The sequence below is a fragment of the Mesorhizobium sp. WSM4989 genome, from assembly GCF_029625795.1.
Lineage (GTDB): Bacteria > Pseudomonadota > Alphaproteobacteria > Rhizobiales > Rhizobiaceae > Mesorhizobium.
In genome coordinates this window covers 145,739-165,916 of the sequence record NZ_JARTVN010000002.1, presented here as the reverse complement: position 1 = coordinate 165,916, position 20,178 = coordinate 145,739, and the positions used below count along the sequence as shown (strand labels likewise).

Below are 20,178 nucleotides of genomic sequence, written 5' to 3'. Positions count from 1 at the left end.
GCGATGCGCCCGTCGACGAAACACGCCGTGCCGCCGGCAAGCGACATCTGTCGCTTGTCCGCCGTAGAACTTACCGACACGATCAGGCAGCGCCGTCTGTCGGCGCGCGAGGTCGTCAGCGCCTTTCTCGACCGCATCGATGCTGTGAACCCGCTGGTCAACGCCATCGTGTCGCTGCGCGAGCGCGCCGATATCCTGGCGGAGGCCGACGGGGCGGACGCCCATGTGGCACGGGGCGCCGCGGCCGGATCGCTGTTCGGCCTGCCGATCGCCATCAAGGACCTGGCCCTGACCAAGGGCTTAAGAACAACCTTCGGCTCGCCGATCTTCGCCGATTTCGTCCCGCAAGAGGACGATTTCTTCGTCGAGCGCCTGCGCAAGGCCGGCGCCATCATCATCGGCAAGACCAATGTTCCGGAATTCGGGCTGGGCTCCAACACCTACAATCCGGTCTTCGGTCCGACGCTCAATGCCTTCGATCCGACGCTCACCGCCGGCGGTTCAAGCGGCGGCGCTGCGGTGGCGCTGGCGCTCGACATGGTGCCGGTCGCCGACGGCAGCGATTTCGGCGGCTCGCTGCGCAATCCGGCGGCCTACAACAACGTCTATGGCTTCCGCCCCTCGCAAGGGCTGGTGCCGGCCGGCCCCGACATCGATGTCTTCCACGCCCAGATGGGCGTCGAAGGGCCGATGGGCCGGAATGTGCGCGACATCGCGCTGCTGCTCGATGAGCAGGCCGGCTATCATCCGCGGGCGCCATTGTCGCATGACAAGCAGGGCTCGTTTCTCGAAGGCCTTCGGGAGAAAGCCACCGGCGGCCGCATCGCCTGGCTCGGCGATTTCGGCGGCCATCTGCCGATGGAGTCAGGCATTCTCGACCTGTGCGAGGCCGCCCTTGCCCGCTTCGCGGACGCCGCGTTCCACAGCGAAACGCTGGTGCCGGATGTCGATTTCGAGGCGCTCTGGCAGGCTTTTGTCACCTTGCGCCAGGCGAGCAGCGGCTGCGGACTGAAGGCGCATTATGACGATCCGGAAAAGCGCAGGCTGCTGAAGCCGGAGGCCATTTGGGAAGTTGAGCAGGCGATGCGCCTTACCGCGCCCCAGGTCCATGCCGCCTCGGTCCGGCGCACCTCATGGCACCGCACGCTGCTGTCGCTGTTCGAGCGCTTCGACCTCATCGTGCTGCCGACCGCCCAGGTCTTCCCCTTCGAGGTCTCGACGCATTGGCCGCGCGAGATCGTCGGACGGCCGATGGACAGCTATCACCGCTGGATGCAGGTCTCCGCCTTTGCCACGCTCGGCGGTTGTCCGGCGCTCAACGTGCCGGTCGGCTTCGACGGCAAGGGCCGGCCGATGGGAATGCAGTTGATCGGCCAGCCGCGCGGCGACCTGGCGGTCCTCCAGGCCGGCGCCGCCTATGAGGCGACGCTGCCCTGGCCGGCGGGGGCTGCCTGACGGGCTCAACCGGCTGGCGCGCTTGCGCCCGCGTCAACTCCGTGCATTGATCGCGCTCCGCGCCTGTCGGCGCGATCCTGTTCGAGGGAAAACATGTCGCTGGAACTCTACGCCGCCTATGTCGTCGCCTGCATCGTCATCGTCCTGGTACCCGGGCCGACGGTCACGCTGATCATCGCCAACAGCATCCGCCATGGCTCGCGCGCCGGGCTTGCCAATGTCGCCGGCACCCAGGCCGGGCTCGCCATCATGATCGCCATCGTCGGCATCGGCCTCAACACGCTGATCGCCGGCATGGGTCACTGGTTCGAATGGGTGCGGCTGATCGGTGCGGCTTACCTCATCTGGATGGGTGTGCAGATGCTCCGCGCCAAGGGAGCCCTGAACCCCGATGGATCGGCCAAGAAACCGCGCGGCGGCTTCTTCCTGCAGGGTTTCCTGGTGGCGATTTCCAATCCGAAGACGCTTGTCTTCTTCGGCGCCTTCTTCCCGCAGTTCATCGCGCCACAGGGCAATTACACGCTGCAGATCGTGGTCATGGGCCTGACCGCGATGGTCTTCGCCGCCATCTCGGATTCGACCTACGCGCTTGCCGCCGTCCGCGCCGGGCGCATGCTCTCGGCCAGCCGCGTTAAGCTGATGTCGCGGATCAGCGGCAGCTTCCTGGTCGGCGGCGGGCTCTGGCTGGCGTTCTCCAAGGCGAAATGAGAGCGAATACTCTGGTCGCAATTATTTTTGACGCGTATTGAATTATTGTGCTTGGCAGCACACTTCAGGATGAACAAGTCAAACGTTTCCTTCCGGAATCGCTTGCTTATTTGGCAATATGAGTACAGCGACGCCGTGATCGGCGTCGCTTTCTCTGCGCATTTGCGGCTATGAAATCCATCGCCATCGTTGAGCTTCAGGCCAATCCGGTCATCGCCACTCAACGCGTGATGGGCGTGGTCGAATACGTCAGGGTGAAGCCCATCAATCCGTACGGCACGATCGGCCACAATCTATACTACACCTACGATCTGCGCCTTGATGCCGACAACACACGGATATCTGTCGACGACGATGTGAGGCGACCCCATCTTGTCGGCTCCGTCCTTCCCATCGAGCGACAGCACCACAAGCACGGCGCCGACATCTATCGGTTGCTCAACGGATGACGACGTGTGCTTGGTTGGCCGCTTTGACGGTCAGTTGAGCCGCCCCAGCCGCTCCACCAGCAGCGCGAAGAACGCATCGTGGTCGATCTCGCGCATCACCACGGCGTTCTTCTCGCGCTTGGTGACGCCCCACCAGTCGATGACCGTCATGCCCATGGTCAGCTCGGAGCTGGTCTCCACGCTGACATTGCAGCGGCGACCCTTGAACAGCTCCGGCTTGATGAGATAGGCGATCACGCACGGATCGTGCAGCGGCCCGCCGTCGGTGCCGTATTTCTCCTCGTCGAAGCGCTCGAAGAACTCCAGCATCTCGGCGGTTGCGGTGCCGACCTTGGTGCCGAGCTGGCGGAAGGCCTGGATGCGCTTGGCCGAGGTCAGTGCCTTGTGGGTGACGTCGAGCGGCATCATCACGATCGGAACGCCCGACCTGAACACCAACTCCGCCGCCTGCGGGTCGACGTAGATGTTGAATTCGGCGGCAGGCGTGACGTTGCCGCCCTCGAAAAAGCCGCCGCCCATCAGCACGATCTCCTTGATGCGCGGCGCGATCCGCGGCTCGCGGATCAGCGCCAGCGCGATATTGGTGAGCGGCCCGAGTGGGCACAACGTGATCGTGCCCACTTCCTCGCGCATCAGCGTCTCGACAATGAAATCGACCGCGTATTGCTCCTGCAGCGGCATGGTCGGCTCGGACAGCTGGGGTCCATTGAGGCCGGTCTTGCCATGCACGTCCTCGGCGGTGACGAGCTCGCGCGCCAGCGGGCGGATGGCGCCGGCATAGACCTTGACGTCGGGCCGGCCGCCGAGCTCGCAGATCTTGCGCGCATTCTTCTCGGTCAGCTTCAGGGGCACGTTGCCGGCAACGGCGGTGATGCCGACGACCTCCAGCTCGGCGCTGCCGAGCGCCAGCAATATCGCGACGGCATCGTCCTGGCCGGGATCCGTGTCGATGATGATCTTTCGTGACTGGGGCATTTCAATTCCTTTGGGGAGTCTTTTTGGGCGGGGTTTTGACGGCTTGAACTTGATCGCGCGGCGGACCATATCAAGACCATCGGGAAAAATGCCATCCGGGTTTTTCCGGTTTGTGTCGCTCTTAAGAGGACAGTGTAACAATGAGTCGAATGACGCCCTTCTCCAGCCCGCTTCTTCTGGGCTTCGACGCGATGGAAAAGACGCTCGAACGTCTGGCGAAGTCGGGCGACAGCTACCCTCCGTATAACATCGAGCGTCTGGGCGCCTCGGACGGCAAGGCCGAAAGGCTGCGCATCACACTTGCCGTGGCGGGTTTCGCAGAGAACGACCTCGATGTCACCACCGAGGAAAACCAGTTGATCGTGCGCGGCGGTCAGACCGACGACACCGAGCGCGAGTTCCTCCACCGCGGCATCGCCGCTCGCCAGTTCCAGCGCTGCTTCGTGCTGGCCGACGGCATGCGGGTAGTCGGCGCGGAATTGAAGAACGGCCTTTTGTCGATCGATCTCGACCGTCCGGAGGCCGAGCGGCTGGTACGGAAAATAAACATATCGGTGAAAGACTGATCTTTGCCGATGGCTCTAATGCGGGACGGCCGGAAGTGGCGTCCTTGCGCCAAGGAGGCTTGTAATGACCAGAATTGACGAAACCCTGACCATGACCAGCGGCGAATTCGCCCATCTCGGCGAAGGTTCGGTCGCATATCTGAGGAAAATATCGAGCGACGATTTGCGCGGCCGCTTCCCCGGCCTCGGCGAAATCGCGCCCGGGCTGGAACTGTGGGCGCTGTTTGCCGCCAACGGTCAGCCGATCCTGCTTTCCGATGCCCGTGACCGGGCCCTGGCGGGTGCGCTGGAGAACGACCTGACCACGGTCGCCATCCATTGACCCCAATCACTATTTGAATTTGGGGTCGTTGCCTGAATTGGAAAGGGCCGCTCCCGGCGGCCCCTCAAGGTTATATCCCAAAAACCGGGTTTATCCAAAGACCAGCTTCACCCAAACTTCAGGCCGCGTGCGAGGCTTGAGTGTCCGACAGCAGCGCGTGGATCGCCACTGCGTCGCGCGTCCCCCTGATCTTGGCCACCGTATCGCCATCGCGCAGCACGCGCGCGATACGCGACAGCGCCTTAAGATGGTCGGCGCCGGCGCCTTCGGGCGCAAGCAGCAGAAACACCAGGTCGACCGGCTGGTCGTCGAGCGCCTCGAAATCGACCGGCGCCTCCAGCCGGGCGAACACGCCTGCGATCCGCTTGACCCCTGCGAGCTTGCCATGCGGAATGGCGATGCCGTTGCCGACGCCGGTGGAGCCCAGCCGCTCGCGTTGCAGGATGGTGTCGAACACTTCCCGCTCCGGAATGCCTGAAATCGCCGCCGCCCTCTCCGACAGCAATTGCAGAAGCTGTTTTTTGGAATTCGCCTTCAACGCCGGCATGATAGCCGGGACGCTGATGAGATCGCTGAGATCCATGCTTGAAAAATCCCTTGCTCGCCACCGCGCCGGTCGTCCCCCTCGCGCGGCCGGCTTTCTTATCCCTGCGCAACTTTGGTGGTCGACGGATCAATCCAGCCGATGTTTCCATCCGGCCGGCGGTAGACGATATTGACATGGTCGTTTCCGGCGTTGCGGAAGACGAAAACCGGGCTATCCTTGGTATCGAGCTCGATGACGGCAGACGCAACCGACATGGTGCGAAGCGTCACGGTCGATTCGGCGACGATGGCCGGAGCGAAGTTCTCCGGGATTTCCTCTTCGTCGTCGGCGAGCGGCTCCATCACGGCGTAGGCGATGTCGGTGGATTCGCCGTTGCCGTTGCTGGAATTGTGCGACTTCAGCCGGCGCTTGTAGCGCCTGAGCCGCGTTTCGAGGCGATCGGCGGCCGCCTCGAAGGCAAGCGTGGGATCCTGGGCGTCCCCGGTCGCCTGCAGCGAGGCGCCGGAATCGAGGCGGATCATGCAATCGGCCGAGAAGCGCGACCCTGCTTTGATGACCGTTACATGTCCTGAAAAACCCCGATCGAAATATTTTTCAATCGCTTCGTTGACACGATCGTTGATGCGCGTACGGAACGCATCGCCGATGTCCATGTGTTTTCCCGAAATGCGCAGATTCATCTGAAAACTGACCTTCCCTGCTCAGGCTTCAAACTGTCCCAAGTTTATACCCGTGGTGCGCGCGCACAAGCTTTGCGGCGGCACGCGCGCCGATTTTAGACCCGAACTTTCCGGTTGATCACAAGTCGCCTTCTGGCCGTCCGAGGCCTTCGCTTTGACGGAGCCATTCGCGAGGCGGGCATCACGGCCCGGCTCATGCGGGCGGGCTTCTAGACACTTCATTGCAGCTTGTCAATGAAACACGAAAACTGTGAAAAATCGCCATTCCTCAGCTCGGACCAAACTAGGTCAGGCCCGATGAATATCAACTGCCCTATCGCCCGGCGTTGGCCAGCGCCCGCTTCTCCCGGCGCCGCTGCACCGATGAAGGAATGTTCATGCCTTCCCGGTATTTGGCGACCGTGCGGCGGGCGATGTCGACGCCGCTTTCCCGCAGCATGTCGACGATAGCGTCGTCGGAAAGCACATCGGCGGGCTTTTCCTCGTCGATCAGCTGCTTGATGCGGTCACGCACGGCTTCCGACGAATGCGCTTCGCCGCCTTCCGCCGAGGCGATCGAAGCGGTGAAGAAATAGCGCAGCTCGAACACGCCGCGAGGCGTCAGCATGTATTTGTTGGCAGTGACGCGGCTCACCGTCGATTCATGCATGCCGATCGCGTCGGCCACCGTGCGCAGGTTGAGCGGCTTGAGATGCCGCACGCCATGGACGAGGAACGCGTCCTGCTGGCGCACGATTTCCGAAGCCACTTTCAGGATCGTCTTCGCCCGCTGGTCGAGGCTGCGCGTCAGCCAGTTGGCGTTCTGCAGGCATTCGGCCAGAAACTCCTTTTCCGCCTGGTCCTTGGCATGGCCGGAAACCCGGGCGAAATAGACATGATCGACCAAAACTCGCGGCAGCGTGTCGGCGTTGAGCTCCACCGCCCAGCTGCCGTCGGCAGCGGCCCGCACCTCGACGTCGGCAACGATGGCGTCGCTCGCGCCGCCCGAAAACGCGGTGCCGGGACGCGGATCGAGCGCCCGGATCTCGGCCAGCATGTCGAGAAGGTCTTCCTCGTCGACGCCGCAGATGCGTTTCAGCGTCTGGAAATCCCGCCGCGCCAGGAGTTCGAGATTAGCCACCAGGGCCTTCATCGCCGGATCGAGCCGGTCGCGTGCGGCAAGCTGCAGCGACAGGCATTCGGCGAGGTCGCGGGCAAACAGGCCGGCCGGCTCGAAGGTCTGGCAGACCGCGAGCGCTCGCGCGACCGCTCCCATGTCCGCCCCCAGCCGCGCGGCAATCTCTTCCAGATCGGCGCGCAGATAGCCCGCTTCGTCGAGGCTGTCGGCAAGCTCGCCGGCAATCAGGCGCTCGGCGGGTTTGGCGAAGGCAAGCGCGATCTGTTCGCCGACATGCTCGCGCAGCGTCACGATGGTCGCGGCCATCTCGCCGACGTCGAAGCCTTCCGACGAAGCGCTGCCGGCGCTGCCGGCGGATGCCGACTTCCACTGCGCGGTGAGATCCGGTCCGAGCTTTTCGCTGGTGCCTGGGTCGTCGGGAAACAGGTTCTCCAGCGAAGAGTCGAGCTTTTCCGAGATCGCCTCGGCGCTCCATTCCGTCTCGCTTTCGAACCAGTCGTCCCCGGCGGCGGGTTCCGGAGCGGTCTCGCTCTTCTGCGGCTGGTCGCCGCCCGCATCGTCCTGCGGCTCGGCCCGCTCCAAGAGCGGATTGCGCTCGATTTCCTCGTCGATGAAGCGCTCGAGCTCGACATGGGTGAGCTGCAGCAGCCGGATCGACTGCATCAGCTGGGGCGTCATCACCAGCGACTGGGACTGTCTGAGCTGCAGTTTGGCCGCCAGCGCCATGGTTGGATTCAAACGCCTCGTCTACGCATCGAGCTGCCGTTTTTCGGTCGGGCATAGAAACTGGCCCGGCTTTTGCTTGTCAAGGCAAACGCTAGCAGAGACGGCTTACCGGAGCGTTATTCGCGGGCAGAGCAGGCGTAAAGCCGGAAAATTCAGCGAGAAATTGCCGCGGAACCGGAATCTCGCGTTTAGAGCGTAAAACCCTCGCCGAGATAGAGCCGCCGCACATCGGCGTTGGCGACGATCTCGTCGGCGCGGCCATGCGTCAGCACCTGGCCGGCATGGATGATATAGGCGCGGTCGATCAGGCCGAGCGTCTCGCGCACATTGTGGTCGGTGATCAGCACGCCGATGCCGCGCGCGGTCAGATGGCGGACGAGCTGCTGGATGTCGGCGACCGCGATCGGATCGATACCGGCGAAGGGCTCGTCGAGCAGCATATAGGCCGGCCGTGTGGCCAGCGCCCGCGCGATCTCGAGGCGGCGTCTTTCGCCGCCGGACAGCGACATCGACGGCGCCTTGCGCAGATGGCTGATGTGGAATTCCTCGAGCAGCTCGTCGAGCGTGCGCTCGCGTTCCTTGCGGCTCTTTTCCACCACTTCCAGAACGGCGCGAATGTTCTGCTCGACGTTGAGGCCCCGGAAGATCGACGCTTCCTGCGGCAGATAGCCGATGCCGAGGCGGGCGCGCCGGTACATCGGCATCGAGGTGACGTCGAAGCCGTCGATCTCGATCGTGCCTTCGTCCACCGGCACGAGACCGGTGACCATGTAGAAACAGGTGGTCTTGCCGGCGCCGTTGGGCCCAAGCAGTCCGACGGCCTCGCCGGCCCGCACGCCGAGCGTCACGCCGCTCACCACCTTGCGGCCCTTATAGCTCTTGGTCAGGCCCTTGGCGATCAGGGTGCCCTTGAACTTTGCCTTGTCGGCGCCGATCGTCGCCGGCGCAGACGCTTTTGCGGCCGTCCGCCCCGGGAGGCGGGCCAGCAGCGACGATACGCCGACCATTAGTTGCTCGACGCTCCCTGCTGGGCCGTGCCCTTTTGGGGCGAGCCCTGCTTCTGCGGCGTAATCGACATAATGACCCGACCGCCGGTGCCGCAGCCGTCGACATTGGCAAGGCCGCTTTTCATCTGAACGGTGAGCTTGCAGCCCTTGAGCACGTTGTCGCCCTGCGAGAGCACGACTTCGCTGCCGGAAAGAACGAGCACCTGGGTCTTCATGTCGAACGTGCCCTTGTCGCCGGTGGCGATTTGGTCGTTCGATTTAATATAGACTTTGTTCTCGACCACGAGGTGGTCGATATTGGCTGCCCCGGTCATCGCCGATGCGCCCGCCGCCGCGCCCTTGGGAGCGTTTGGATCCTTGACGTAATAGACCGTCATCTTGCCGGCCTTGAGCAGCGTCGGCCCCTGATTGACGGTGACGTTGCCGCTGAAGATAGCCGCGCTGTCGGCCTGGCGGACCTCGAGCTTGTCGCTTTCGATCTGGATCGGCTGGTCGCCTGACAATTTCAGGCCGGACATCTGGCTGGTGCCGCCGGATTGGGCAAGCGCCGGCGCCGCCCCGAGCAACATGAAGAGAGAGGCCGCCGCTGCAAGCCTTGCCGAACTACTGCGACGCATTCTGCTCTCCGCCCTTTGCCTCTGCCGCCTTCAGACTTGCCGCGTCGATGTTGACGCGCACCCGGTTCTCGAAGACCACGACCTTGCCGTTTTCTTCCACCGACATCGAGTCGGCGGTGATGCGCGATCCGCCGCGGCTCACATCGACCGGATTGTCGGTCTTCATAGAGCCTTTGCCCATGTCTAGGAAGACCGATTTGAACTTGGCTTCCATGCCGTCGCTCGTCGTCACCAGGACATCGCTTGTGAGGTCCATCGTGTTGGCGTCGCGGTCATAGATGCCATGCGCGGCGTTGACCGCCACCACATTGTCGCTAGCGACGGGCAGCTTGGCGTTGATGCCTTCGAGGTCGATGATACCCTGCTTGCCGACATCCTGGGTCGCCCTGGTCGCCGTCAGCGAATAAGGCAGTTTCTGCTTGGTGAAGCCGTTGAGCTTGGGATTGGCCATCACCAGCTTGCCGTCCGAAAAGGCCGTGCCGTCGGCCTGTACCGAGATCGACACCGGCGCGGCGAGATAAGAATAGACCGGAAAGGCGATCGCAATTGCCGCCGCCAGCAGCGGCACGGCGAATTTCAACACGCGCACGCGGCGCGAATGCCGCTGCGCACGATCGAACGCATCGCCGCGCGTGCCGCTTTGGCCAGCGGCAGCCGATACCGTTTCGGCATCGCTCGTTTCGTCAGATCGCGCCAACATGACTGTTTTCTAATGAGCCCTTGCCCCGCCAAACACCGCCTATAGGTGGTATGCCGGTCCCCGCAAGCAAGCACAAGCGGAGGAAAACTGCAAAAATGTGACGGCTACCACCGTACGACTAGGACGAATCCGGCTGCACTGCCAGCTCTTCATAGCAGATAGGAACGGGCTGCGTTAATTTTTCGTGAGGTCGTCGTGATCGCCGCGTTGCGCCAAGACCTGCCAGGGCCAGGGCGTCAGGAAACGGTAGCCCCGCGCGGATGGTTGCTTTAAAAGCGTCCTTTCCCACCGAATGTGAGGCTGACCATGGCAATGAGAGCCGACGACCTGATCGACCGCCGCCGCATGCGCCGCAAGCTGACGTTCTGGCGCGTGACCGCGTTTGTGATTGTGGCGGCAGCGCTGATCGCGTTTTCGGCATGGATCTATGGTGACGATTTCACCGGTCAGGCGATCGACCACATCGCGAAGGTCAAGATTGAAGGCACCGTCACCGAGGACGAGGAGTTGATCAAAAGACTGGAGACGATCCGCAAATCCGCAACGGTGAAGGGCGTCATCCTGTCGATCGATTCGCCCGGAGGCACCACGGTCGGCGGCGAGTCGATCTATGAGGAAGTGCGCAAGCTCGCCGCCGACAAGCCGGTGGTGGCCGAGGTCGGCACGCTGGCCGCGTCCGCCGGCTATATGATCGCAAGCGCGGCCGACCACATCGTCGCCCGCAAGACGTCGATCGTCGGATCGATCGGCGTGCTGATCCAGTATCCCGACGTGAGCGGCCTGATGGACAAGCTCGGCATCAAGCTCGAGGAAGTGAAGTCCTCGCCGCTCAAGGCTGCGCCCTCGCCGTTCAAGCCGACCAATGACGACGAGCGCGCCATGGTGCGCAAGCTCATCCTCGACAGCTATGACTGGTTCGTCGGCATTGTCGCCGAACGGCGCAAGATGACCCGCGAGCAGGCGCAGGCGCTGGCCGACGGTTCGATCTTCACCGGCCGCCAGGCGCTCGCCAATCACTTGGTTGATGCCGTTGGCGGCGAACCCGAGGCGATCAACTGGCTGGCGACCAAAGGCATCGACAGCAAGCTCAAGGTCGTCGAATGGAAGGATACGGAGGGGCACGGCCTCCTGTTTTCGAGAAGCATGACCAAAGCCGTCGCCAGCGCGCTCGGCCTGCCGGATGCCGGCGGCGACATCATTCACGAGCTTGGCGCCGACCGCTTGTTCCTTGACGGTCTCGTTTCGGTCTGGCACCCTTGACAACCATTGGGACGAGCCAAATAAAGCAATAAAATCATCCTGATATTTGACCGCAGTGGTTTACGGGGAACGTTCATGATCAAGTCCGAGCTTGTGCAGATCATTGCCGCGCGCAACCCCCATCTTTTCCTCCGCGACGTTGAAAACATCGTCGGCGCGATCTTTGACGAGATCACCGACGCGCTCGCCGAAGGCAACAGGGTCGAGTTGCGCGGTTTCGGTGCCTTTTCGGTGAAAAACCGTCCTGCCCGCACCGGCCGCAACCCCCGCACCGGCGAATCCGTCGAGGTCGAGGAGAAGTGGGTGCCGTTCTTCAAGACCGGCAAGGAGTTGCGCGAAAGGCTGAACGGCGGCAAATAGGCGCCGCGCCGGCAGGTCGGAAACGACGTTTCGGCGTTTAAGCCACCTCCAGGAGATTTGATGTTCAATCGCGTCATGCTCGTCGTGGTCTTCGTGCCGCTGGCCGTCATCCTGATCGCGCTTGCCGTCGCCAATCGCGGCCTCGTCGCCTTCACGCTCGACCCGTTCCACCCTGGCAATCCGGCGCTGACGCTGAATTTGCCGCTCTTCATCTTGCTGTTCCTGGCTTTGGCCATCGGCATGATCGTCGGTAGCATGGCGACCTGGGTGAAGCAGGGCCGCTACCGCAAGCTCGCGCGCCAGCGCGGGCTGGAGGCCGAGAACTTGCGCCAGGCAGTGAGCCGCGCACCCGCTGCGCCGAAAGGACCGGCGCTGCCCAAGCCGACGAACTAAACAGCGCCTTACGGAGCTTTCCATGCTGACTATTTCGGCCGCCGAGGTCCACCGCGCGCTGACCTTTTCAGGTCTGGTCGAGACACTGCGCACCGCCTTCCGCGAAGGCGCCGTGCAGCCGGTGCGCCACCATCACGCGATCGAGCGGCCGGACGGCGCCGCCTCGACGCTTTTGTTGATGCCGGCCTGGACCGACTTCGACGCCGCCGGCACCTCGGCCGGCGGCCATATCGGCGTCAAGATCGTCACCGTCTCGCCGGACAACAACGCGATCGGCAAGCCGGCGGTGATGGGCCTCTATCTGCTGCTCGACGGCGTGACCGGCGAACCCCAGGCTCTGATCGACGGCCAGCGGCTGACGCAATGGCGGACCGCCTGCGCCTCGGCGCTCGCCGCATCCTATCTCGCCCGCGAGGACGCCTCGCGGCTCTTGGTGATCGGCGCCGGCGCGCTGTCACCCTTCCTCGCCAAGGCGCATTCGGCGGTGAGGCCCGTTAAGTCGATCCGCATCTGGAACCGCACGCCGGCCAATGCCGAAAAGGTCGCGGCGGCGCTGCATGCCGAAGGCTTTCCAGCAAGCGTGGCAGGCGACCTCGAAACCGAGCTTGGCGAGGCCGACATCGTCTCGTCGGCGACGATCACGACCGCGCCGCTGATCAAGGGCGCGCTGTTGAAGCCGGGCGCCCATGTCGACCTGGTCGGCGGCTTCACGCCGCAGATGCGCGAGAGCGACGACGATGCCATTTCCCGCGCCCGCGTCTATGTCGATACCCGCGCCGGCGCCACCAAGGAGGCCGGCGACATCGTGCAGCCATTGGCTTCCGGTGTCCTGAAGCCGGAAGCGGTCATCGCCGACCTGCACGAACTGGCGCGTGGCGAGAAACAGGGCCGGCAAAGCGAGAGCGAGATCACGCTGTTCAAGTCCGTCGGCGCAGCGCTTGAAGATCTCGCCGCCGGCATCGCCGTCTACAAGGCGCTCAGCACAAGCAAATAAGAGGATAGGGTAGTGAGAAGCTCACACCCCTACCGCCATACCGCCCTACTGCCCTGCTGCCTCGTTCGGCCAATAGACACGCAGCCGATGACCGTCGGGATCGAGCGCGACGAACGTGCGTCCGAAATCCATGTCGGTCGGTGCCTGTAGCATTCTCAGCCCCCGTTCCGCCCAGTCCGCATGCGTGGCGTCGACCGCGGCCGCATTCTCCATCGCAAGCACGAGCTCGCCCCCCGCCCGCGGCGGCGGCCGCCGGTTCAACCGTGTGACGCGACCACAAGCCGAGCTTGAAGCCGTTGTCGAGGACGAACATGGCGAAGGTGGGCGAGGCCTCTACCGGCTGGCGCCCGAGCAGCGAGGCGTAGAACGCGCCGCTCTTCTCGGGGCTGTCGACATAGAGGATGACGAAATTGGGCGTGGTCATGTCGGTCTCCAAGGTGTTTGAACCTTGGCCAAGCTAGATCATCCCACTGTCAGATTCTGGCAGCAGCGATCAGCCAGTAGGCTCCTGCGCCGTTTTCAGGGCCGATTCATCGAGCGTCGCTCGCCATTCCTTGAGCATCGCCTGGCGGCGGCGCGGATAGCGGATCTCGGTGGCTGTGAGATCGGCCATGCGGTCGGCGCGGAAATGCCGGAAATCCTGGCGCAGCTCGCACCACGCCACCATCACCCGCACCTTGTCGAAGAAGCCGAGCGCGAACGGCCAGACCATGCGCTCAGAGGCCGCGCCGCCGGCGTCGCGGTAGAGGAAGCCGAGCTTGCGCTCGCTGCGGATCGCCTGCCTGACGATGCCGAGATCGATCGCCTCGCCGCTCGCTGAATTCGGCCCGACCAGCAGCGTCGTGGCGTCGAGATCGTCACGCAGATCGTCCGGCAAGGCCGCCGCGATCTTGGACAACGCATCCGCCGCCGCCGCGGCCAGCCGCTTGTCCGGCTGTTTCGCCACCCAGCGCGAGCCGAGCACGATCGCCTCGACCTCCTCGTCGGTGAACATCAGCGGCGGCAGCATGAAGCCGGGCTTCAGCACATAGCCCAGCCCCGCCTCGCCTTCGATCGGCGCGCCCTGCCCCTGCAGCGTCGCGATGTCGCGATAGAGCGTGCGGATCGACACGCCCATTTCCTCCGCAAGCGTGCGGCCGCTGACCGGCCGGCGGTGGCGGCGCAGAATCTGGATCAGGTCGAGCAGGCGTTCGGAACGGGACATGACCGGAGACTTGCCCGTTTCTTCGGGCGAGGTCCATCGCATCGCGACAGAACAGCGCCGGACCATGCGGTTGCGAAGGTCAAGGGCCTATGCCAAAAGCGGCGTGCCGTTCCGGAGATTGTTCTTGAAGTCCTTTCGCGACCGAAACCGCGACAACCGTCCGCGCCAGCCGGCGAATCCCCCCAGCCAGTCGCGGCTGCGGGAGGCGGCTTCGGCGGAGAGGTCAGAGCCGCATCATCGTCAGGAAGCAAAACCAGCGCAGCGCCCTCTTGCACGCCGCGAAGGCCCGTTGCCCGCCGAGCGCCTGCCGCTGATCCTCGAGGTTGCGCCCAACGCCGACTATGCTCTGCTGGACAGCGGCGCCGGCGAAAAACTGGAGCAGTATGGGCCCTACCGCATCGTGCGCCCCGAAGGCCAGGCTATCTGGCAGCGGGCGCTTCCCGCCAAGGAATGGCGGCGCGCCGACGCCATCTTCACCGGCGACACCGACGAGGAAGGCATCGGCCGCTGGCGTTTTCCAAAAACGCCGCTCGGCGAGACCTGGCCGATGAAGCATGACGGCATCGACTATCTCGGCCGCTTCACCTCATTCCGCCATGTCGGCGTCTTTCCCGAACAAGCCTCGCATTGGGACCACATGGCCGGCCTGATCGCCGCTGCAGGGCGACCGGTCAAGGTGCTGAACCTCTTCGGTTATACCGGCCTTGCCTCGCTGGTGGCGGCGCGCGCCGGCGCAGAGGTTACTCATGTCGACGCCTCGAAGAAGGCGATCGGATGGGCGCGCGAGAACCAGGAGAGAGCCGGCCTCTCCGACAAGCCGATCCGCTGGATCGTCGAGGACGCGGTTAAGTTCGCCGAGCGTGAGGAGCGCCGTGGCAGCCACTATGACATCGTGCTCTTCGACCCGCCCGCGTATGGCCGCGGTCCCAAGGGCGAGGTCTGGCAATTGTTCGAGGATCTGCCGGGCCTCACCGATCTCTGCCGCTCGATCCTGACGCCGAAGCCGATCGCCGTGGTGCTGACCGCCTATTCGATCCGCGCCTCCTTCTTCGCCATCCATGCCTTGATGCGGGAAGCCTTCGCCGGCATGGGCGGCACGGTCGAATCCGGCGAGCTGATCATCCGCGAGAAATCCGCCGGCCGCGCGCTGTCGACCTCGCTGTTCTCGCGCTGGGTGGCTTGAATGGTCCCGCATGATCGAGCCCGGCCCGTCGGGCAGGTCAAGGAAGTCACCAGCCTCGCCAATCCGCTGGTCAAGGACATCAAGGCGCTGGCGCTGAAGAAGTTTCGCGACCAGCAGAACGCCTTCATGGCGGAAGGCCTGAAGCTGGTCATCGACGCACTCGACCTCGGCTGGTCGATCAGGACGCTCGTCTTCGCCAAGGCCGGGCGCGGCAACGCGGCGATAGAAAAGGTCGCGGCGCGCACTGTCGCCGCCGGCGGCACTGTGCTCGAAGTCTCGGAAAAGGTGCTGGCGGCAATCACCCGCCGGGAAAATCCGCAAATGGTCGTCGGCGTCTTCGTCCAGCAGACGCTGCCGCTGAAGGATATCCGTGCCACGGACGGCGACGTCTGGGTCGCGCTCGACCGCGTTCGCGATCCCGGCAATCTCGGCACCGTCATCCGCACCGTCGACGCCGTCGGCGCCAGGGGCGTCATCCTGGTCGGCGACACCACCGATCCGTTTTCGCTTGAAACCGTGCGCGCCACCATGGGCTCGATCTTTGCCGTGCCGGTCGCGAAGGCGACGGAGCAGGCTTTTCTGGCCTGGCGACGCGACTTTCCGGGCCTCGTCGCCGGAACGCATCTGAAGGGCGCGGTCGACTACCGTTCGGTCGACTTTTCGAGAGGCCCGGTGCTGCTGTTGATGGGCAACGAGCAGCAGGGCCTGCCCGACAGCCTTGCGGATAGTTGCGACCGGCTGCTCAGGATCCCGCAGGCCGGACGCGCCGATTCTCTCAATCTGGCGGTTGCCACCGGCGTCATGCTGTTCGAAATCCGGCGTGGCGCGTTGAAGCTCGCCCCCACTGCCGACTCGCGATGAGGGCTGCGAAAACGTGAAATCCTGGTCCCCTTACGCCCTGCTGGTCGTGCTCGCTATCGCACTCGACCAGTGGATAAAACAGCTGGTGGAAAACGGCCTCGCCTTCCAGGAAAAGGTCGATCTTCTGCCTTTCCTGGCGCTGTTTCGCACCTACAACACCGGCATCGCCTTCTCGATGTTCTCGTCCTTCGGCGACACCGGCCTGGTGGCCATCGCCGCGCTTGTCGTCGCCTTCGTGCTGTATCTGGCGGTGCGCACGCCCGCCGGCCACGTCCTTGCCCGGATCGGCTTCGCCCTGATCGTCGGCGGCGCGCTCGGCAATCTGATCGACCGCGCGGTCTACGGCCACGTGATCGACTATATTCTTTTCCACACGCCGGTCTGGTCCTTCGCGGTGTTCAACTTTGCCGACGCCTTCATTTCGGTCGGCGCCGCGCTGGTCGTGTTCGACGAGCTGATCGGCTGGCGGCGGGAAACCAGGTCCCAGGATCCAGGCAATTGACCAAGCGCGGCCACCGCCGCAAATTTGTTTCAAACAAAACGAGGAGACCAAAGTGTCCGATACCTTCAAAGCCATCCTCGTTTCGCGCGACGCCGAGAAGAAGCAGTCGGTCGAGATCGTCGACCTCACCGAAGCTGACCTGATGGAAGGCGATGTCACCGTCGCCGTCGAGGCGACGACGGTGAATTACAAGGATGGGCTGGCCATCACCGGCAAGGCCCCGGTCGTGCGCCGCTGGCCGCTGGTGCCCGGCATCGATTTCGCCGGCACTGTCATCGAATCTTCGCACCCCGACTGGCGCAAGGGCGACAAGGTCATCCTCAATGGCTGGGGCGTCGGCGAGACGCATTACGGCGCCTTTGCCGCCCGCGCCCGCGTCAAGGGCGACTGGCTGGTGCCGCTGCCCGACGGGATGAGCCCGCATGATGCGATGGCAGTCGGCACCGCCGGCTATACGGCAATGCTCGCCGTCATGGCGCTGGAGCGGCATGGCATCGTGCCGGATCGCGGACCGGTGGTGGTGACGGGGGCCGCCGGCGGCGTCGGCTCGGTCGCCATCTCGATCCTTTCCACCCTCGGCTACCATGTGATCGCCTCGACCGGGCGCAATGCTGAAAGCCCCTATCTGATCGACCTCGGCGCGGCTGAGGTGATCTCACGGGACGACCTCAGCCAGCCGGCCAAGCCGCTGGCCAAGGAACGCTGGGCCGGCGGCGTCGACTCGGTCGGCACCCATACACTGGCCAACGTGCTGTCGATGACGTCCTATGGCGGCGCGATCGCCGCGTGCGGCCTGGCCGGCGGCATGGACCTTCCGACGAGCGTCGCCCCCTTCATCCTGCGCGGCGTATCGCTGCTCGGCATCGATTCCGTCATGGCGCCGAAAGCGGTCCGCCTCGAGGCGTGGCGCCGCATCGGCGCCGACCTCGACCTCCAGAAACTGTCGACCCTGTCGCGCTCGATCGGCTTCGACGGCATCATCGGCGCTGCGCGCGATATCGTGGAGGGCAGGATCAGAGGCCGCGTGGTCGTCGATCTGTAGGGCGATCCCAGGAATAGCGTTCGGCGATTTCCCGTCCGAACTGCCCAAAATCAGGCAAAAACTGCCGGTTATCGGCACGGACGACTAAAATTCGAACGATCCGCCGCAATCTTCCATAATCTCTGTCTGGCAAGGTTTTCCGCATGCTCGCGGACTCCGACTTCAGACAGGACAGCAAAGCCGCAGGCGACGACGGACTGGGTCCTGACGCGCCGAAGCGGCAGGTGCTTGTCGCGCCGCCGCTGGTCCCCGCATTGCAAGCGGACAGTCATGAAGGCCTGCCGTTCCTGACGATCGTCGCCATAGTCGTCCTGGCCGGGCTGGCGCATCTCACCGGAGCGCCGATCTTCATCACCATAGGCCTCCTGGCGACGGGTCTGGGCGGCCTGATGATGCATCTGCGCAACCAGCGCGCCGAGCGGCGCACCGCCGCACTTCTCGACGAGACGGCCGCCCGTAGCCGCGCCGAGATCGAGACCCTCGCCGATCGCATGTGGGAGATGCAGGAGAGCGAAGAGCGTTTTCGCGGTCTGATCGATGCGCTCGGCGACCTCGTTGTCCATCGCGACCGCGACGGCCACATCGTCTACGCCAACAAGGTGTTCGCCTCGCTCGTCGAGATCGATCAGCGCGACCTCGCAGGCAAGACGCTTTCCGAGCTCGGCATCGACGTCGGCGTCGTGCCCGAGGCCGCCTTTTCGGATCATGAATGCCTGAGCTCCACCGATGTCGCCATCCGCACGCCGAACGGGCCGCGCTGGTTCTCCTGGATCGAGCTCTCGGTGCGGGACAGGGACACCGGTGCTGTTTCGCACCGGGCGATCGCCCGTGACATCACCGCCCGCAAGCGCGCCGAATCGTCGCTGATCACCGCCCGCGAGCGGGCCGAATACGCCAGCCAGGCCAAGTCGCGCTTCCTTGCCACCGTCAGCCACGAGATCCGCACGCCGATGAATGGCATCATGGGCATGGCGAAGCTGCTTGCCGACACCGACCTGTCGCCCGAGCAGCGTACCTATGTCGGCGCCGTCTCGACTTCCGCAAGCTCGCTGCTGGCGCTGATCGAGGATCTGCTCGACTACTCCAAGATCGAGGCCGGCCGCTTCGATCCCGAGCCGCAGCCGACATCACTGCGTGAGATCGCCGACAACATCATCGAGCTGCTGGCCGCGAAGGCCTTCTCCAAGACCATCGGCCTCGGCTGTCACGTCGAACCCGACGTGCCGCAGATGATCACCGCCGACCCCGGTCGCGTGCGCCAGGTGCTGCTCAACCTCATCGGCAATGCCGTCAAGTTCACCGACACAGGCGGCGTGCTGCTTACCGTCGCGCGCGCCAGCACCGAGAGCACCGACCGCATCCGCTTCACCATCGCCGACACCGGTCCGGGGCTGCGCGAAGAGGATATGGAGCGCATCTTCGAGGAATTCGAGCAATCCGACGGTACTTCGACCAGGGTGCACGGCGGCGCCGGTCTCGGCCTCGCCATCTCCAAGCGCCTGGTGATCGCCATGGGCGGCACGATCTCGGTTTCGAGCCGGCTAGGCGAGGGATCCGAATTCGTCTTCGACATTCCGGCGACCGCGGCAACCCAACCGCCACAGTATCGCCGAGACATCCTCTCGGGCCGACGCGCGGTGATCGTGTCCAAGAATGCCGTCGAGGCCGATGCCATCGCTCGCACCATCCGCGCACATGGCGGTGCCGTCGAGATCGCGGCCACGCCGGACCAGGCCATTGCCTTCGCCGCCGGCTGCAACGTGCTTCTGGTCGACGCCGCGCTCGAGAACAGCGACGGCCGCCTGCTCAAGCGGCTGCGTCAGAGCGGTTTTGTCGACTGCCAGGCCATCACCCTGATCGCACCCGCCGATCGCGGCATGCTCGGCGAATTCCGCGCCAACGGCTACGCGACGTTCCTCGCCCGGCCGGTGCGCGGCGAAACGCTGCTGCGCGTGCTGTTGACCAGTCATGTGCCGGCACCCGCCGAGCCGCGGTCGGAACCGCGCGGCGCCGCGTCCGTCCGCCGCCGCGACAAGGGCTTGTCCGTGCTGATCGCGGAGGACAATGACATCAACGCGATGCTTGCCCGCGCCACGCTGCTCAAGGCCGGACATCGCGTCAAGATCGTCGGCAACGGCAAGGCCGCGGTCGAAGCCGTCACCGACGCCGGCCTCAAGCATCGTTTCGATGTCGTGCTGATGGATCTCCACATGCCGGTGATGGACGGGCTGGACGCGATCGCCGCCATCCGCCGCCATGAGGAAGCGCTTGCCGTCCCGCCGATCCCGATCATGGTGCTTTCGGCCGACAGCCAGGAAAAGACGCGCCACACGGTTTTGGCCCACGGCGCCAGCGGCTTCGTCACCAAGCCTCTCGACCCCGATGCGCTCGTCCAGGCCGTCGAGAGCCAGGCCGCGGCGTAACGAATATTTTAGACTTTCCCGAACGCCTTGGATTGCTTGGCTTTCGCAGCCATAAGATAGCCGGTTGAGGGTATTGCCCAGCCGACG

The 20,178-nt window shown here is 64.4% G+C and carries 22 protein-coding genes and 1 pseudogene; 14 read left to right on the top strand and 9 right to left on the bottom strand.

Annotated elements, in window-relative coordinates:
* Positions 1–3 precede the first annotated feature (3 nt).
* From P9217_RS13570 to P9217_RS13560, 3 genes are all read left to right on the top strand, one after another.
* Entirely contained in the window at positions 4–1,455 is a 1,452-nt protein-coding gene (locus P9217_RS13570; protein WP_278087055.1) for an amidase, read from the top strand.
* A 93-nt stretch (positions 1,456–1,548) separates the two neighbouring features.
* Entirely contained in the window at positions 1,549–2,163 is a 615-nt protein-coding gene (locus P9217_RS13565) for a LysE family translocator (protein ID WP_278087054.1), read from the top strand.
* A 170-nt stretch (positions 2,164–2,333) separates the two neighbouring features.
* Positions 2,334–2,612: a hypothetical protein gene (locus P9217_RS13560; RefSeq protein WP_278087053.1), complete on the top strand. Its 279-nt coding sequence runs from the start codon at positions 2,334–2,336 to the stop codon at positions 2,610–2,612.
* A 30-nt stretch (positions 2,613–2,642) separates the two neighbouring features.
* Here the strand turns inward: P9217_RS13560 and P9217_RS13555 are convergent, their stop codons facing one another.
* Positions 2,643–3,587, bottom strand: coding sequence for a nucleoside hydrolase (locus P9217_RS13555; RefSeq protein WP_278087052.1), 945 nt, complete (start codon positions 3,585–3,587; stop codon positions 2,643–2,645).
* A 140-nt stretch (positions 3,588–3,727) separates the two neighbouring features.
* Here P9217_RS13555 and P9217_RS13550 point away from each other — a divergent pair, with 140 nt between their 5' ends.
* Both P9217_RS13550 and P9217_RS13545 read left to right on the top strand, forming a co-directional pair.
* Positions 3,728–4,153 (top strand): Hsp20 family protein, encoded by a 426-nt coding sequence (locus tag P9217_RS13550; RefSeq protein ID WP_278087051.1) that lies wholly within the window; start codon positions 3,728–3,730, stop codon positions 4,151–4,153.
* Positions 4,154–4,217: 64 nt separating this feature from the next.
* On the top strand, positions 4,218–4,475 hold the full coding sequence (locus P9217_RS13545) for a DUF1150 family protein (protein ID WP_067318876.1): 258 nt from the start codon (positions 4,218–4,220) through the stop codon (positions 4,473–4,475).
* Between the two features lie 118 nt (positions 4,476–4,593).
* Here P9217_RS13545 and ptsN read toward each other — a convergent pair whose 3' ends face one another.
* From ptsN to lptC, 6 genes are all read right to left on the bottom strand, one after another.
* On the bottom strand, positions 4,594–5,058 hold the full coding sequence (gene ptsN, locus P9217_RS13540; protein WP_067004043.1) for a PTS IIA-like nitrogen regulatory protein PtsN: 465 nt from the start codon (positions 5,056–5,058) through the stop codon (positions 4,594–4,596).
* Positions 5,059–5,117: 59 nt separating this feature from the next.
* The gene (gene raiA / locus P9217_RS13535) at positions 5,118–5,702 is read right to left on the bottom strand and encodes a ribosome-associated translation inhibitor RaiA (protein WP_067004045.1); all 585 of its coding nucleotides are present in this window, start codon (positions 5,700–5,702) and stop codon (positions 5,118–5,120) included.
* 313 nt (positions 5,703–6,015) lie between these two features.
* Positions 6,016–7,545, bottom strand: a complete 1,530-nt coding sequence (gene rpoN, locus P9217_RS13530) for an RNA polymerase factor sigma-54 (protein WP_127404360.1) — start codon at positions 7,543–7,545, stop codon at positions 6,016–6,018.
* Positions 7,546–7,733: 188 nt separating this feature from the next.
* Positions 7,734–8,552 carry an LPS export ABC transporter ATP-binding protein gene (gene lptB, locus P9217_RS13525; protein WP_067318880.1) on the bottom strand — a complete coding sequence of 273 codons (819 nt, stop codon included), beginning with the start codon at positions 8,550–8,552 and terminating at the stop codon, positions 7,734–7,736.
* Entirely contained in the window at positions 8,552–9,169 is a 618-nt protein-coding gene (locus P9217_RS13520; protein ID WP_067318882.1) for an LptA/OstA family protein, read from the bottom strand. Before P9217_RS13520 ends, lptB begins: the two co-directional genes overlap by 1 nt.
* Positions 9,156–9,869, bottom strand: coding sequence for an LPS export ABC transporter periplasmic protein LptC (gene lptC, locus P9217_RS13515; protein ID WP_278087050.1), 714 nt, complete (start codon positions 9,867–9,869; stop codon positions 9,156–9,158). Before lptC ends, P9217_RS13520 begins: the two co-directional genes overlap by 14 nt.
* A gap of 306 nt (positions 9,870–10,175) precedes the next feature.
* Here lptC and sppA point away from each other — a divergent pair, with 306 nt between their 5' ends.
* From sppA to P9217_RS13495, 4 genes are all read left to right on the top strand, one after another.
* Positions 10,176–11,129: a signal peptide peptidase SppA gene (gene sppA, locus P9217_RS13510; RefSeq protein WP_278087049.1), complete on the top strand. Its 954-nt coding sequence runs from the start codon at positions 10,176–10,178 to the stop codon at positions 11,127–11,129.
* Positions 11,130–11,204: 75 nt separating this feature from the next.
* A complete protein-coding gene (locus P9217_RS13505) occupies positions 11,205–11,489 on the top strand; it encodes an integration host factor subunit beta (RefSeq protein ID WP_027165368.1) in 285 nt (94 codons plus the stop codon).
* A 60-nt stretch (positions 11,490–11,549) separates the two neighbouring features.
* Positions 11,550–11,882, top strand: coding sequence for a DUF1049 domain-containing protein (locus P9217_RS13500; RefSeq protein WP_067004057.1), 333 nt, complete (start codon positions 11,550–11,552; stop codon positions 11,880–11,882).
* A 22-nt stretch (positions 11,883–11,904) separates the two neighbouring features.
* Positions 11,905–12,876 (top strand): ornithine cyclodeaminase family protein, encoded by a 972-nt coding sequence (locus tag P9217_RS13495; protein WP_278087048.1) that lies wholly within the window; start codon positions 11,905–11,907, stop codon positions 12,874–12,876.
* Positions 12,877–12,921: 45 nt separating this feature from the next.
* Here P9217_RS13495 and P9217_RS13490 read toward each other — a convergent pair.
* Both P9217_RS13490 and P9217_RS13485 read right to left on the bottom strand, forming a co-directional pair.
* Positions 12,922–13,300 (bottom strand): annotated as a pseudogene (locus tag P9217_RS13490) (VOC family protein).
* Positions 13,301–13,369: 69 nt separating this feature from the next.
* The gene (locus tag P9217_RS13485) at positions 13,370–14,080 is read right to left on the bottom strand and encodes a YafY family protein (RefSeq protein ID WP_278087047.1); all 711 of its coding nucleotides are present in this window, start codon (positions 14,078–14,080) and stop codon (positions 13,370–13,372) included.
* Between the two features lie 124 nt (positions 14,081–14,204).
* Between P9217_RS13485 and P9217_RS13480 the strand changes: the two genes are divergently transcribed.
* From P9217_RS13480 to P9217_RS13460, 5 genes are all read left to right on the top strand, one after another.
* A complete protein-coding gene (locus P9217_RS13480; protein ID WP_067318889.1) occupies positions 14,205–15,263 on the top strand; it encodes a class I SAM-dependent rRNA methyltransferase in 1,059 nt (352 codons plus the stop codon).
* Complete coding sequence (locus tag P9217_RS13475; protein WP_278087046.1) at positions 15,264–16,124, top strand: RNA methyltransferase; 861 nt, start codon at positions 15,264–15,266, stop codon at positions 16,122–16,124.
* A 13-nt stretch (positions 16,125–16,137) separates the two neighbouring features.
* Positions 16,138–16,626 carry a signal peptidase II gene (gene lspA, locus P9217_RS13470; RefSeq protein ID WP_067318893.1) on the top strand — a complete coding sequence of 163 codons (489 nt, stop codon included), beginning with the start codon at positions 16,138–16,140 and terminating at the stop codon, positions 16,624–16,626.
* A gap of 52 nt (positions 16,627–16,678) precedes the next feature.
* Positions 16,679–17,668, top strand: coding sequence for an MDR family oxidoreductase (locus tag P9217_RS13465; RefSeq protein ID WP_095823598.1), 990 nt, complete (start codon positions 16,679–16,681; stop codon positions 17,666–17,668).
* A 143-nt stretch (positions 17,669–17,811) separates the two neighbouring features.
* On the top strand, positions 17,812–20,091 hold the full coding sequence (locus tag P9217_RS13460) for a PAS domain-containing hybrid sensor histidine kinase/response regulator (RefSeq protein WP_278087045.1): 2,280 nt from the start codon (positions 17,812–17,814) through the stop codon (positions 20,089–20,091).
* The last annotated feature ends 87 nt before the right edge of the window (positions 20,092–20,178 follow it).